At 64.2% G+C, this 14150-nt stretch carries 7 protein-coding genes and 2 pseudogenes; 5 read left to right on the top strand and 4 right to left on the bottom strand.

Annotated elements, in window-relative coordinates:
• Positions 1-604: 604 nt before the first annotated feature.
• Complete coding sequence (locus QTI17_RS34615) at positions 605-2827, top strand: EAL domain-containing protein (RefSeq protein WP_286538694.1); 2223 nt, start codon at positions 605-607, stop codon at positions 2825-2827.
• A gap of 69 nt (positions 2828-2896) precedes the next feature.
• Here the strand turns inward: QTI17_RS34615 and QTI17_RS34610 are convergent, their stop codons facing one another.
• From QTI17_RS34610 to QTI17_RS34600, 3 genes are all read right to left on the bottom strand, one after another.
• The gene (locus tag QTI17_RS34610; RefSeq protein ID WP_286538696.1) at positions 2897-3502 is read right to left on the bottom strand and encodes a response regulator transcription factor; all 606 of its coding nucleotides are present in this window, start codon (positions 3500-3502) and stop codon (positions 2897-2899) included.
• A gap of 25 nt (positions 3503-3527) precedes the next feature.
• Entirely contained in the window at positions 3528-7595 is a 4068-nt protein-coding gene (locus QTI17_RS34605; RefSeq protein WP_286538693.1) for a PAS domain S-box protein, read from the bottom strand.
• Positions 7596-7657: 62 nt separating this feature from the next.
• Complete coding sequence (locus QTI17_RS34600) at positions 7658-8608, bottom strand: response regulator (protein ID WP_286538692.1); 951 nt, start codon at positions 8606-8608, stop codon at positions 7658-7660.
• Here QTI17_RS34600 and QTI17_RS34595 point away from each other — a divergent pair.
• Positions 8607-8774 carry a hypothetical protein gene (locus tag QTI17_RS34595; RefSeq protein ID WP_286538690.1) on the top strand — a complete coding sequence of 56 codons (168 nt, stop codon included), beginning with the start codon at positions 8607-8609 and terminating at the stop codon, positions 8772-8774. The two genes, QTI17_RS34600 and QTI17_RS34595, sit on opposite strands and share 2 nt — an antisense overlap.
• An 81-nt stretch (positions 8775-8855) precedes the next feature.
• Positions 8856-9170: a hypothetical protein gene (locus QTI17_RS34590; RefSeq protein ID WP_286538688.1), complete on the top strand. Its 315-nt coding sequence runs from the start codon at positions 8856-8858 to the stop codon at positions 9168-9170.
• 59 nt (positions 9171-9229) lie between these two features.
• On the opposite strand, the gene QTI17_RS34585 is transcribed toward QTI17_RS34590, so the two are convergent.
• Entirely contained in the window at positions 9230-10678 is a 1449-nt protein-coding gene (locus QTI17_RS34585) for an aminotransferase-like domain-containing protein (protein WP_286538686.1), read from the bottom strand.
• Between the two features lie 855 nt (positions 10679-11533).
• Between QTI17_RS34585 and QTI17_RS34580 the strand changes: the two are divergent.
• Both QTI17_RS34580 and QTI17_RS34575 read left to right on the top strand, forming a co-directional pair.
• Positions 11534-12199 (top strand): annotated as a pseudogene (locus tag QTI17_RS34580) (enoyl-CoA hydratase/isomerase family protein); the annotation flags it as partial.
• Positions 12200-12597: 398 nt separating this feature from the next.
• Positions 12598-13976: pseudogene (locus QTI17_RS34575) on the top strand (MFS transporter).
• The last annotated feature ends 174 nt before the right edge of the window (positions 13977-14150 follow it).

Genomic DNA, 14150 nt, shown 5'->3' with positions numbered 1-14150 from the left:
CTTGGCTGAATCCTGCGAGGTTGACGCCAGCGAGGCGGCGCATTTGTCCGAGTCGCTCTTCATTAGCGCGGAGAAGGTGAACGCCGCGCACCTGTCGGCACTGGCATGGGCTCAGGACACGGCCCCCGCGGAATGAGCCTGTTGGACAGGTCGCGCAGGCTACATTGCCAGCCTGGGTCCAAGTGTTCCGGATGCCGGCCGATGACTCCCGCCAAGGCTTGCAGTGCGCCCCACTCGCCCGTCACGCCATGCGCCGATGCTGATCTTGCCGTCGATCGGCTGGCGTCATGACGTCGGCGCGCAACGTACGTATGCGCACGTATGGGCTGCGGCGGGCGGACAGCTTATCTTCCGATGACGACACGATGGCCGTGGTCGAGAGTCGACGGGGCGGCGCAAGGCGCTGTCTGTCTACAGTCCAATCGCCGACCCTGAGGGCAACTCGGGGTCGCACTCATAGAAGGATGACGCAGGTCATGCAGTGGAACTCGCGCTCAACGAGGATGAAGATGACTGAATCGAACCCGTCCTCCATGGTCATGTTTGATGTTGGCCGCCTCTTGTCTGAAAGTGTGCAGGGGGAGTCTTGGCGGGATCTCGTCAGATGAAAGCCGCGCCGAAGCGCAAGGATGAGGACGCATCTCTAGCCGCGCTCCACGCGCTAAAAATACTTGATAGCGAGCCGGAGCCCGAGTTCGATGCCATCGTGCGAACGGCGGCGGAAATCTGTGGCGCGCCAATCTCGCTGATCAGCCTGATCGACCATGACCGGCAATGGTTCAAGGCCAATGTCGGACTTCCGGGCATCGCCGAAACGCCGCGCGAGCTTGCGTTCTGCGCTCACGCCGTCCTCGGTGGCGACCTGTTCGAAGTTCCCGATGCCATGCAGGACAGCCGGTTTGCCGACAATCCCCTGGTGACGGGTCCGCCCGACATCCGCTTCTATGCCGGCGCGCCCGTCCTTTTGAACGATGGAATATGCGTCGGGACGCTATGCGTCATGGACAGGAAGCCCCGTCAACTGAGCGAGAAGCAGCGCGAAACGCTTCGATGCCTTTCGCGCATCGTGGCCCACGCGATGCAGGGCCGATACGCGATTCGGGAGACCTTGAGGTTAGTGGACCGCCTGTCCGAGCAGCACGAGCTGCTTCGCGTCACGCTGCAGTCGGTGGCGGACGGAATTGTGACGACCGATGCGGAGGGCAACGTCAGTCTCCTCAATGCTGTCGCTGAACGTTTGACCGGGTGGTCGACCAGCGAAGCCCGGGGCAGAGCACTGTCGGAAGTCTTGCATGTGATCGTGGATGCCTCTGCGGTCGCAAGCCGGTCGTGCAACCATGATCTGCTCGTCTCTCGCGACGGACGGAGGTACGGAATCGAGAGGTCCGTGACTCCCATCCTCAAGGACGACGGTAGTGTGTTGGGCGAGGTCTGCGTCTTTCGCGACGTCACCGAACAGCGTCGTTCGTATGCGCAGATTGCCTATCGGGCCACGCATGACATGCTGACCGGACTCGCCAATCGGTCAGAATTCGAGACGCAGTTGGGGCGCGCGCTCCATACGGCGCGCACCACGCCAATACAGCATGCATTGATGTACATCGACCTTGACCAGTTCAAGCGGCTCAATGATGCGTGCGGCCATGCTGCGGGCGATCGGCTCCTGAAGCAGTTCGCCAGGGTGCTCACCGCGACGGTCCGGGGCGGTGACACGGTGTCAAGGCTGGGCGGCGACGAATTTGCCGTCATCCTCGAAGACTGTGCCCTCGATGACGCAAGGCGCCTGGCGCAGGAAATCTGCGATCACATGGAAGATTTCAGGTTCGCTCATGGCGAACTGAAGTTTCGAATCGGTGCGAGCATCGGCGTGGTGAAGATCGATGACCACTGGCGAACGGAGGCGGCGCTGTTACAGGCCGCCGACGCTGCCTGCTTTTCTGCCAAGGACGCCGGGCGCAATCGGGTCCACCTCTGGGGGGAAACGGACCTGGCGGTGCAGGCGCGAGAAGAAGGGCTCAGGTGGGCCACGCAGATCGAACAGGCGCTCGACGAGAACAGGTTCGAACTGTTCGCCCAACGCATCGTACCCCTCGACCGCCCAGTGAACGGGGTGCATGCCGAGATTCTCTTGAGAATGGTCGCACGCGACGGCGCATTGGTGCCCCCCGGCGCATTTCTTCCTTCGGCAGAGCGTCATAACCTCTCGTCGCGAATCGATCGTTGGGTGCTGCTTCGAACACTTCTTTGGCTGCGCAGCGCCTCCAACCAGACGCGCGTTGACATGCTCAGCGTCAACCTGTCCGGCCACTCGGTGGGAGACCCCGCTTTCCACGTCTGGGCATGCGGGAAGCTCGACGAGGCCGGTCCGGCCCTTTGCTCGAGGCTGTGTTTCGAGATCACGGAGACCGCGGGCGTGGCGAACCTTTCGCAAGCCGCGGCCTTCATCGCCGCGCTTCGAAGCCGGGGTGTCCGAGTGGCGCTCGATGATTTCGGCTCTGGCACGGCGTCGTTTGGGTACTTGAAGAAATTGTCAGTAGATTTTCTCAAGATCGATGGTCAGTTCGTGCGCGACATGCTCACTGATGCGCTCAATGAAGCGGCCGTGCGCTGTTTCGTTGACGTCGCCAAGGTCGTAGGAATGAAGACGATTGCGGAGTTCGTGGAAAGTCCGGCGGTGATGTCGCGGCTTGAGCGGATGGGCGTCGACTATGCGCAAGGCTTTCTTGTTCATCAACCAGAGCCCATTGATGGATTGCTCGACGACTTGCCCGACGCTGCTTCCCGTGCGCCGAGTCAAAGCCTGCATGGGCTGAGCATATGTTCCTGAGATACATGCCATCGGGTTGCACCAGGAGTCAATGGTCGCTTCGAGCTTGAAAGGCTGGGGCGCGCGGCCTCATGGGCCTACGACGGCAATCAAGCTCCGACGGACCAGGTTTGCCACGTTGGATGCACCCATCTTCACCAACACGCGGCTTCGATGAATCTCGATGGTGCGGAAGCTCCCGCCCAATTCCTTGGCAATCTCCTTGCTGGTCATGCCGAGCACCATCCGGTCGTACACCTCGCGCTCGCGCGCCGTCAGTGCTGCCAGCCGCCCGGCGTGCGCCGAGGTGCCGGATCTTCTCGGCCGTGCGGAAGTGGAGACATGGACGGCGAATGCGCGGCGCAAGCGCGCCACGAGATCCGCGGCGTCGAAGGGCTTCTCGACGAAGTCGACGGCACCGTTTCGCATCGCAGTCACCGCCACTGCGATTTCCGAATTGCCGGCGAGGAACATGATCGGCAGCATCACGCCGCGCTCGCGCAGCAAGGTCTGCAATTTCAATCCCGACACTTCAGGCATGCGAACATCGAGAAGCAGCACGGCCGGTGACTGCAGGTCGGCATGGTCAAGCAGGTCCTGTGCCGAGACGAAGGTTCTGAAATCGAGCTTCGCGGTCGTGAACGTGCGCTGCAAGAGGTCTCGTACAAAGTCGTCATCGTCAACGGCGAGAACCATCGCGGGCGGTGAAAGCACCAGCGGGCTAGCTTCCGGCATCGGGCTGGCGGGCGTCGAGGAAGTGTTGAAGGAGGTTCATCTCGCGGTCGAAGCGCTTCACCAGCGTGTCGAGGCCGGCCGCCTGCTCCGTCTCGGCTTGCTCCTCGATATCTGCGCACAGCTGGCCCAGGCGCATCGCGCCGATGGCGCGCGCGGAAGACTTCAATTTGTGGGCACTGTCAGCGACCAGGCGCAGGTCACCGTTTTGCCATCCACGCCACATGGCTTCGCGGGCCTGCGCGGCGGACGCACCAAAGGCGCCGAGCACCTCTGCCACGCTGAGCGGGTCGTCACCGATCAAGTCCGTGAGGACGCGCAGGTCCGCCGGTGCCGCGAGGGCAGGAACGGCGATGGCCGCATCGAGGGCTGCCTTGAGATCCTCCAGCCGCACCGGCTTGCTCAAGTAGGCGTCCATGCCGGCCGAGAGGCAGCGCAGTTTCTCATCGCCCACGGCGTTGGCCGTCAGCGCGATGATCGGCGTGTGGTGACCGGCAGCTTCCTCGCGGCGGATGGCTGCAGTGAGCGCATAGCCGTCCATCATGGGCATGTGCAGGTCGGTGAGAACGAGCGAATAGGAGCCGCTGCGCCAGAGCGCAAGGGCCTGCCGCCCATCGGCAGCGATGTCTGCGGAGAAGCCGATCAGTGCCAGTTGCCGCAGGATCACCTTGCGGTTGGTATCGTTGTCTTCCGCGATCAGCACGCGGCTTGTGGTCGATCCCGATGGCTCGCCTGCGCTCGACCGTGGAAGTGTCTTCGGGGGCAGCTCGTCGGCCTGGAGGCTTGCCCGCAGTCGTCCGCAGGCCAGGCCGAGCGCCTTGAACAGCGTGCGGCGCGGCAGGGCGTTGGCGTCAATGCGCAGCAGGTCGGCCGCTTCGATGCGCGGTCGACGTCGTTCGCCCCAACCGAACACCACGAAGCGGATCTTGCCGCTGAGATGCGGCGGCACCGATGCACGCAGCCGGGCCGGATCGCCTGCCGGCTGGTCGGGCAGGATCAATACCAACTGCTCGCCCGGCGCCCACTCAGCCCCTGCGAGGCTTTCCAGGTCATGAAACGAGTCGACCACCGCGCCCGCATGGCGAAGGGAGTCGACGATGTCGCTGGCCAACGGTTGCAAGTGGCCGACGATGCGGCAGCGCAGGCCCGTTGCCACCGACCAGAAGTCGTCGGTCTCTCGTGGCTCGTCCGCTGGCGAGGGCAATCGAAGCCGTGCCGTGAAGCGGGATCCCAGGCCGAGCGAGCTCTCGACCGAGATTTTTCCGCCCATCGACTCCACCAGCATGCTGGAGATGGCCAGTCCCAGCCCGGTGCCGCCGAAGCGGCGCGTGGTGGAGACATCGGCCTGCGAGAACGGCGTGAACAGCTGGGCAAGGGTCGCTTCGTCCATGCCGATGCCGTTGTCGGTTACGTCGAGGTCGACCGTCACCCCTTCCTTCTCTTTCGTGACGAGCACGGCGCGCACCGATACCTGCCCCACGCCCACGCGGCCACTGGTGAACTTGATCGCGTTTTCAACCAGATTGACAAGCACCTGCCGCAACCGCGTCTCGTCACCCACGACTCGGGATGGAATGGCAGGATCGACATGCACCGTGAGGTGAACGCCGCCTTTGGTCGCCTTGTGATCGAGCATGCCGCAGACGTTCTCCAGCAAGTCGCCCAAAAGCAATGGCTGCGCCTCCAGCGTCAGCTTGCCAGCTTCGATCTTGGAGAAGTCGAGGATGTTCTCGATGATGCCGAGCAGCGAGAAGCCGGAGTCGCGGATCAGGTCCACGATCTCGAGCTGTTCGCCCATCAGGCTGCTGCGGTGAAGCAGGTCGATCATTCCGATGACCCCATTCATCGGCGTGCGTATTTCATGGCTCATGGCGGCCAGGAAGGCAGACTTGGCGCGGCTGGCTTGTTCGGCACCGTCGCGCGCCAGTTCGAGCTCCGCAGTGCGCGAGCGCACGCGTGCCTCCAACTCCAGATTCATTTCGCTGAGCCGGTCCTGGTCTCGCTTGCGTTCGGTGATGTCCTGGGACATCACGACGATGCCGATGACCTCCTTGGCGGCATTGCTGTATGGCACCTTGTCCGTCTGGACCCAGATGACTTCGCCATCGGGCCTGTGGCTTTCCATGAGCACGCCGAGCTTGGGCTGGCCGGAGCGGATCACCTCGAGGTCGTCGGCGCGCATGATCGCGGCGTCGGGATAGATCTCCTGCGCGGGGCGGCCTTCGATCGCGTCCACGGTCTGGCCGACGGCTTCGGCGGCGCGACGGTTCAGGCGCACGATGACGTCCTGCGTGTCCTTGAACCAGATCATCGCGGGCATCAGGTCGAACAGGATGCGCAGCTCCATGCGCTGGCGCTGCAGCTCCTGGTGGCTGTTGGCGATCTCGAGCTCGGTCCTCTTGCGCTCGCTGATGTCGCGCATGACCCCCGACACCGAGGCGACTTGGCCATCGCCCCCCTTATGTGCGATGAGGACCTGCGACACGGGGATTTCCTTGCCGTTGCGGGTCGTCAGGACGGTCTCGCCGCTCCAGGTGCCCTCCCGCTTGGCGGTGAGCACGCCCTCGGCAAGCTCGCCGCCGGGACGCGACACGAAGTCCCAGGCGGAGATGTCGGCCAGGTTTTCCGACGGCTCCACCTGGAGCGCCTTGCGGCCGGCCAAGTTGAGATACTGCAGGCGCCCGTCGGGGCCGCTGATGCTGACCAGGTCAGTGGTCGACTCGAGGATCGCGGCCAGGCGCGCGCGTTCCGATTCGGCGCGCTTCTGCAGCGTGACGTCCTGCAGCGCGCCGTGCACGCGCGTGGTCCGGCCGGCAAGGTTGCGTTGCGCTTCTCCGGTGCAACGCGCCCAGATGGCGCGTCCCGTGGCCGTGCGCATTTCGAGCTCGACGTCGAACGGCACGCCCACTTGCGCGCAGGCGTCGAACGCCGCCTTGATCACCCCGACCGACTGCGGTGCCCACCGCGCAAAGGCCTCTTCAAGGCTGGGTACGGTGTTGGCGGGCACCTCCAGGATCTCGCAGACGCCATCGGACCAGGCGACCCGCCCGCTGGGCAGCTCCACCGCCCAGCCTCCGAGGTGGGCCGTGCGGCCTGCGATGCGCAGCAGCGATTCGCTCTCTCGCAGCCGCTGCTCGGCACTGAGTCTGTCGACGGCGGCCCATGAGCGCTCGGCGGCCTCCTGCAAAGTGAGGAGCTCGCCCGTAGTCCAGTCGCGGGGCCGCGCCTGATGGACGGCGACCATTGCTAGCAAGCGGCCCTGCTTGGTCAGCGGGCAGCAGATGATCGCCGCGACACCCATCGAAGCAAGCAACTCCCTGCCCTCGCCCGATGGCAGTTCGAGGGCGGTGTTGCGAAGCACCAGCGAACGGGCGCCATGCAATTCGGCAGCCGTTTGTACGCCGAAGCTTGACAGGAGGTGGCTGGCTTGCGCGCCCGGACAGCTTGCCACGCGGTCATGAACGATGTCGAAGCGGTCGCCGTCTTCGTGCATTTCTGCGTACGCGCAGTGTGCACGCAACTGCTTGCCAAGCAGCCGGCAGGTCGTGGCCAGGATCTGGGTCGGGTCGGTCAGCCCGCAGGTCGCCTCGGTAAGTTCGTGGAGGAAGCGCAAGCGCTCCCTGGTCTCGGCCAGCACCTCGTCCGCGCGCATGTATTTGCTGATGTCGCTGTGCACGACGATCGCCCCGTCGACACCGTGCGGCCCGCCTGTGCCCAGCGAAGTTACCGTCATCTGGAACCAGCGCCGCTCGATGGGAGAATGACACGGATATTCAAGCGCAAAGCTCGGGGCGTTGCCGCTGAGAACGGAACGCACGCCTGCCGCGGCCTCGTGCGCGGACTCGGCGTCGTCACCCACCGCCTGATCACAGACTTCCAGGTAGTTGAGGCCGATCCCGTCAGACCCGCTCGCCAGCCCTTCGAAGCGTGCGAATTCGCGCCAGCGGCGGTTGGTCGACACGATGTTCGCCTCCCGATTGAGGACTGCGATGTTCGCCGGAAGTGCGTCGATCACCTCGGTGAGCAGCGTTGCGAACTGCGGGTCGGATGCCAGCATGCGGCGCGCAGGTGCTACGGGGTTCGGGGCTGGCTGTGGCGCGAACGGCGATGCCGAGTCCATCAGGCCGTTGCCTGCGTTGGGGGCCCCTCGGGAGCCATCGGCTCGCGGATGGCATCGAGGGCATGCCTCAGACGTCTTTCGCTGTCCGCCAGGAGGCTTTCGCTGCGATAGCGCTCAAGGGCCATCTGAATGGTCACGTGAAGGCCGCGCTCGGAGAAAGGCTTCAGCAGGTAGCCGCAGGCGCCGCTTCCGCGAGCGCGTCCCAGGACCGCATCCTCGGAATAGGCGGTCAGGAAGATGACAGGCGTGCGCCGCTCACGCACGATGGCTTCGGCGGCCTCGATGCCGTCGCCCCCGGGGCCAAGATTGATGTCCATGAGCACGAGGCTGGGCTGGGTGCGTTGCGCCATCTCCACCGCTTGGTCGCGCGTCGAGGCGACACCCGCGACTTCGTAGCCAAGCCGTGCCAGACTTCGCTGCAGCAGCAGCGCAATGACGCTGTCATCGTCGACGACGAGGATGCGGACCTGTTCTCCTGTGCCGCTGCCCGGCTCCAAAGGCACCCTGGCCTGCATGGCGTTCGGCGGCGCGGCAGTGATCGGTTCGCCTCGCACGGTACCGGCGCTCGGGTCGCAGAGAATGAGCGAGGCCCGATAGGCCGCGCGGCCCGCGAGCTTGGTATGGGCGGCGAGTTGTTTCCAGGCCCGCTCCCGATCGGACGGCGACATTTCGTCTGACGGTTCGGTCAGGGAATGCGCCACTGCAAGCAAGGAGACCGCGGAGCGCAGGCAGAAACTGATCGCGGAGACTACCGGACGAGCCTGGAAGCTCAAGTCCTCGGTTCGTCGGATCTCATCCTGTTCATCCGGGCTCAGCGCCATCAGGTCGGTCGGAGATCGAAAGCTCACCGATGCTTGTTCACTGAACATATGGTGTGACGCCTCTTCGATCACGTCGATCGCCCGGGCGAGCAATTCGCCTGGGCGGGGTGTTACCGGAACCCTGCTCATGACATCCTCTTCGGGCTCGGTTGCATTGGCAGGTTGGCAGCTTGAGGATATCCGCCTGCGCAGCGTCGAGCGTTTGCTGTCGAGCGAAGCGCCTCGATCGTCATCAATGGCGTTGCATACATCTGGGAATCTTTTTTTTGGTGAAGAGAACGATCTGAACGGGTGAATGACCAGGGTTCAGGGTTTCAGAAGCCAATGAGCAAGCCCGAAGAGGGAACAGTCGACCGCAGGCGACCTGAGCGCAGGCGTGGCGCTGTCGGAGTTCGGGGTCTTGAGGGTTCCGCGCGCATTCGCGCTGCGGGTCGAGGGCGGGGTCAGATTGACGCAGCTGTCGAATAGCGGTGTTTGGGCCGTCTCCTTCAAGCGACTTCTCAATCTCGGACCTTCAAAGGAAGCGGGTTCGAATCTAGGCAAATTCTCGGCTGGCAAGGATCCACTGAACAGGCTCAGTTCCGCCGCAATTGAGCGGGCCAGATCGCTGAGGTCGATCGAACTCAGCCAAGCTGAAAAGCTGACAACCTTCGCCGCTGCCCTCAGGGATGTCGCCGCACACGAGCCCTGAAACCGGCATCGCGCCGTGCTGTCGGCATGATCCGGTCGAGACGACGAAAGTCGTCTGCTCTATTGCTGTGCGGCGGCCAGCGCGTGACGACTCGCCGCGCACTGTGTCGCGAGTTCGCCGACGGTCTTCAGTGCGGGCAAAAAGCGCGGGTCAGCGCCATGGCCGTAGTTCAGCCGCACGCAGTTTCTAAAGCGCCGCGCGGCGGAAAAGAGCGGCCCTGGCGACAGGCTGATGCCGCGTTCTCTCGCGAGTGTGTGCAGTTCGATCGCGTCGACGGTGTTGGGCAATTCGATCCATAGAAAATAGCCGCCTTCCGGAACCGCCATGCGCGTGCCGGCGGGGAAGTGCATCTGTACGGCCTTAGTGGCCGCGGCCAGGTGGCCGGCGAGCGCCTTGCGCATGCGCCTCAGGTGCCGGTCGTAGCCGCCTTGGTCAAGGTAGGCCGCAATGGCAGCCTCCGCAGGGATGGCCGGTGAGAGCGTGTACATAAGACGCATCTGCTTGATTTTCGCGGCAAAGCGTCCGCCGGCCACCCAGCCAACGCGATAGCCTGGCGCCAGACACTTCGAGAAGGAGCCGCAATTCATGACCAGGCCTTCGGTGTCGAAGGCCTTGGCCGGCAGCGGCTTCTTCGCGTTGAAGTAGAGCTCGCCATAGACGTCGTCCTCGATCAGCGGAATCGCATGCTTCGCGAGCAGGGCGACCAGCGCTCTCTTGCGTTCCTCCGGCATCGAACTGCCCAGAGGGTTTTGGAAGCTGGTCATGAGCCAGCAGGCAGCGACGCGCTGGCGTTCGAGCACTGTGGCCAGCGCATCGATGTCGATGCCCCTGGACGGCGAGGTCGCAACTTCAAGCGAGCGCAGATGCAGGCGCTCAATCGACTGCAACGCGGCGTAGAAGGTGGGCGACTCCACCACGACCACGTCCCCGGGCTGAGTGACCGCCTGCAGGCTCAGGTTCATTCCTTCCAGACCGCCATTGGTCAGCACCACCTCGGCGGGCTCGACGGCGATGCCGTCCATGGCGTACCGCAGCACAATTTGGCGGCGCAGCGCCTCATTGCCGTTCGCCAGATCCTCGATCAGGCGCCAAGGATCGAGGTCGCGCATCTCGGTCCAGAGGTGCCGCGCCAATCGCGTAAGCGGGCACAGCGACGGGCTGATGAAGGCCGAGCCAAGCGGAGCGAATTCGTGGCGTGCCATCGGACCGAGCAGTTCGAAGACGAGCTGGCTGATGTCCACGTTCCTGGGGCTTCCGTCAGAGCTCGAATCCGCCGGTGCCTGCAGCTTGGTGGGGGCGAGGCCTGTCTTCACGTAATAGCCCGAGCGGGGGCGCGCCTCGATCAAGCCGCGCGTTTCGAGCAGATAGTAAGCCTCGGAGACAGTGCTGCGGCTGAGGCCGCGCGCGGCGACCGTGGCTCGCACCGATGGCAGGCGGTCGCCGGGCCGCAGCATGCGGGTACGGATCAGTTCAGCGATTTCGTTCGCACAGCTTTCATATAGCTTCATGACTCCACCTGAAGTGGAGGCAGCCAACTGGGTTGCTCCATGTGCAGAAGGCGCCAGACGATTATGGCACCACGACCTGCCATGCGGGGGCCATGGCTTTTGGAGGGAGGCGCCCGTTCAGCTGGGCCCCTCAAACCACTGAAGATTGGCCCTACCTAAATAAAGCCCGATTACCAACAATCGAGGACTGCTCAGGGTTGGCGCCTGCGCGTGGGACTGCCTACTGTTGATTGCCACAGGGCAGGTCGTCGAGAGCAATCTTGCTCACCTGACTTCTGATCAGGAAACTGGTATGTGCAAGTGCAAGTTGAGACTGGCTCTGACCGACAGTGCCGGGACGTTGGAAGGGGGCACGATGGCAGCGACCGACAGCGCCAATTCCTGCACGCCGATCGAGACGGCCGTGGTCATAGCCGAGTTCGTGTCGGAAAAGACCGCGCGCTGTTGACCGGCCGCGGACGCTATGGCGACGATGCGCCCGTGCGTGCCGATACGCTGCACGCCGCCGTGCTGCGTTCCCCCAGGTGGCGCGTGTCGCGCCCGGCCTTTCAGCGCTCGGCCTCGGCCGCGGCGACCGCCTGCTGTCCGTGCTGCAGAATCGGCACGAAGCCTGGCTGTCGCAGCTGATCGATTCCCGGAAATCAAGAACATCCATCAACAGGTCTGAACGGTCTGAACAACCTACCTGCCGGACGGAAATCCCAATGACGACGACCGCGTCAACACCTCGGCCGCGTATGGATTCGCGTTCGACGTGTGCGCGGTGGAAGTCGACCAGAATACCGGGCGCGTGCGCATCGACCGCTATGTCACGCTGGGCGAAGGCAACAACATGAGCACACCGGTATGCATCGCCAGTTGAGGCTCGTGTTCGAGTCACTCGACGAGAACCCTGCGGTGCGGGTGCTCGTGTTGCGCGCCGAAGGGGAGCACTTCTCCAGTGGCGGCGACATCAGGGGCTTCCTCGAGGCCTCGCCCGAGCACGTGTCTAAGCTGGCCTGGAACGTCGCCGCGGCCGCACGCTGCAGCAAGCCGGTGATCGCGGCCAACCGCGGCTACTGCTTCGGGGTCGGTTTCGAGATCTCGCTTGCCTGCGATTTCCGGATCGTCTCGGAAACGACGCGGTACGCGCTGCCCGAGCAGAAGCTGGGGCAGATCCCCGGCTCCGGCGGCTCGGCGCGTTTGCAGAAAATGGTCGGCATCACCCGCACCAAGGATATCGTGATGCGCTCGCGCCGCATGACGGTCCAGCAGGCCTACGGATGGGGCGTGGCCACCGAGTGTGTCCCGGACGGCGAGTTGGAAGCCGCCACCGACCGCCTGGTGGATGAACTTCGCGCCTTCTCGCCGCTTGCGCAACGCACCGCCAAGAAGCTGTTGAACGACACCGACGACGCGACTCTGATAGTGGCGATCGACCTGGAGGGGCACAGCTACAGCAGGCTGCTCAGCTCGGACGACTTCCGTGAAGGCGTCGAGGCTTTCCACGGCAGACGCGATCCGAAGTTCCGCGGCAGCTGAGCCTGTGGCGTCCAACGTCCCGGCGGCCGCGGTCGCCTCCCGAGCAGGAAGATCCGAGGGACATGGGGCGCCTGGGCGTTTGCGTGCGATTGCTGGCGCACATCGTTGCGGCGGCGATCAGCGTGCGGGCGCTGCTGGCCGATGACGCCCTGCACGGCTCCATTCGCGAGAACGTGTCCAGGTCTGGAACGCCTGCGACACCCGTCGGGCGGAACCGGGCGGGCACGCACAGGCCGCACCTGACATGGCATGGCTGGGTGTCGCCCGGTCAATGCGGCCCTGATGTGATCGACCGTCGGCCGGCACCAACATTCCCGCCATCACGCTCGGCGAAATGATTGCCGGTGCGATGGGCCGCAAGCATCTGTTCTATTCAACGCAACTCAAAGAGACAAACTATGACCGAAGCCATCCTGACTGCCGCCGCTGCGCCGGCGAAACCCAGCAGTCGCCAAGTGCTTACAGCCGTCGTGGCATCGTGCCTGGGCTGGGCACTGGATCTGTTCGACCTGTTCATGCTGCTGTACGTTGCCCCTGTGATCGGCAGGCTTTTCTTTCCGTCCGACCACGCCATGCTGTCGCTCGCAGCGGTGTATGCGTCATTTGCCGTCACGCTCTTGATGCGGCCCTTGGGCTCCGCGCTATTCGGTTCTTACGCCGATCGCAGGGGCCGCAAGGGCGCCATGATCATCGCGGTGGTGGGCGTCGGCTTGCCACGGCCGCCTTCGGCCTGCTGCCCACGGCGGCTCAGGTCGGCGTCCTCGCGCCCATCCTTTTCCTGATCCTTCGATTGGTTCAGGGCGTATTCGTCGGGGGCGTGGTCGCGTCGACGCACACCATCGGTACCGAGTCGGTGTCGCTCAAATACCGCGGTGCGGTGTCGGGCCTGATTGGCGGCGGTGGTGCCGGCCTCGGCGCGCTGATGGCGTCGCTGACCTACCTGGCGATGTCCGCGATCTTTCCTGGTGAGAGCTTCGACGTGTGGGGTTGGCGTTGCATGTTCTTCACCGGCATCGTCAGCTCGGTGCTTGGCCTGTTCATCTTCAACAGCCTGGAGGAGTCACCGCTGTGGAAGCAGCTGGCCGCCGACAAGAGCGCACGCGCCGCCGAGGCACGCCGCCACGCACCCGTGGAAGTCGCGAAGTTGCCGCTGCGCACGATCTTCTCACCTCCCTATCGCAACATCCTGGTGGTGAACCTGCTGATTACGATCGGCGGCGGCAGCGCCTACTATCTGACCTCGGGATACCTCCCCACGTTCCTGAGGGTCGTGACAAAGGCGCCGAACAACTCGGCCGCCGTCATCCTGATGCTGGGAAGCCTCGCGGTGGTCATCGCGTCCGTCGCGGTGGGCCATCTGAGCAGCTTGATCGGCCGCAAGCGCACCTTCTTGCTGGTCGGCGTCATCCAGCTGATCGCCATGCCCGCGCTGTATTTGATGCTGCCCGATGCGCCAACGCTCACAGTCACCGGCGTCTACGTCGTGCTCCTGAGTTCGCTGGGATGCATGGGCTTCGCTCCCACCCTGATCTTCTTGAATGAACGCTTTCCGACGTCAGTGCGCGCGACCGGCACGGGCCTGTCCTGGAACATCGGTTTTGCGATCGGCGGAATGATGCCGACCGCGGTCTCGCTGGTGGCGCGATCACCCGCCGAACTGCCGGTCACGCTGGCTGCGTTCGTCGCTCTCATAGCGGCCGTGTTCCTCATAGGCGCGGCGATCGTGCCGGAAACCACAAACCGCTTGTCCGAGATCGGCCCGCGCGGTCCAGCCTGACAGCTCCCCACCCTCACAACCCCATGGGCTGCAGCGATCACCCCCATGCCGGCTTCAGTGCGATCGATGGTCAACACCTCGGCCCGGCGGAAGGAAGAGCGAAGAAATCCGCTGGATACGGCGCACCGTGTCGCGAGAGACGAGGTACGCCTGAATTTCCTTTTCGCTCATGAC

The organism is Variovorax sp. J31P179 (genome assembly GCF_030316985.1).
GTDB lineage: Bacteria > Pseudomonadota > Gammaproteobacteria > Burkholderiales > Burkholderiaceae_C > Variovorax > Variovorax ginsengisoli_B.
Note: the sequence above shows the minus strand (reverse complement) of the source record. Positions and strands in the feature narration are given on the sequence as shown.

What these genes read in the sequence shown, in the direction of transcription:
- QTI17_RS34595 (WP_286538690.1), top strand. Translation starts at nt 8,607, where the DNA reads ATGACATCCTCTTCGGGCTCGGTTGCATTGGCAGGTTGGCAGCTTGAG.
- QTI17_RS34585 (WP_286538686.1), bottom strand. Translation starts at nt 10,678, where the DNA reads ATGAAGCTATATGAAAGCTGTGCGAACGAAATCGCTGAACTGATCCGT.
- QTI17_RS34610 (WP_286538696.1), bottom strand. Translation starts at nt 3,502, where the DNA reads ATGGTTCTCGCCGTTGACGATGACGACTTTGTACGAGACCTCTTGCAG.
- QTI17_RS34615 (WP_286538694.1), top strand. Translation starts at nt 605, where the DNA reads ATGAAAGCCGCGCCGAAGCGCAAGGATGAGGACGCATCTCTAGCCGCG.
- QTI17_RS34605 (WP_286538693.1), bottom strand. Translation starts at nt 7,595, where the DNA reads ATGCTGGCATCCGACCCGCAGTTCGCAACGCTGCTCACCGAGGTGATC.
- QTI17_RS34600 (WP_286538692.1), bottom strand. Translation starts at nt 8,608, where the DNA reads ATGAGCAGGGTTCCGGTAACACCCCGCCCAGGCGAATTGCTCGCCCGG.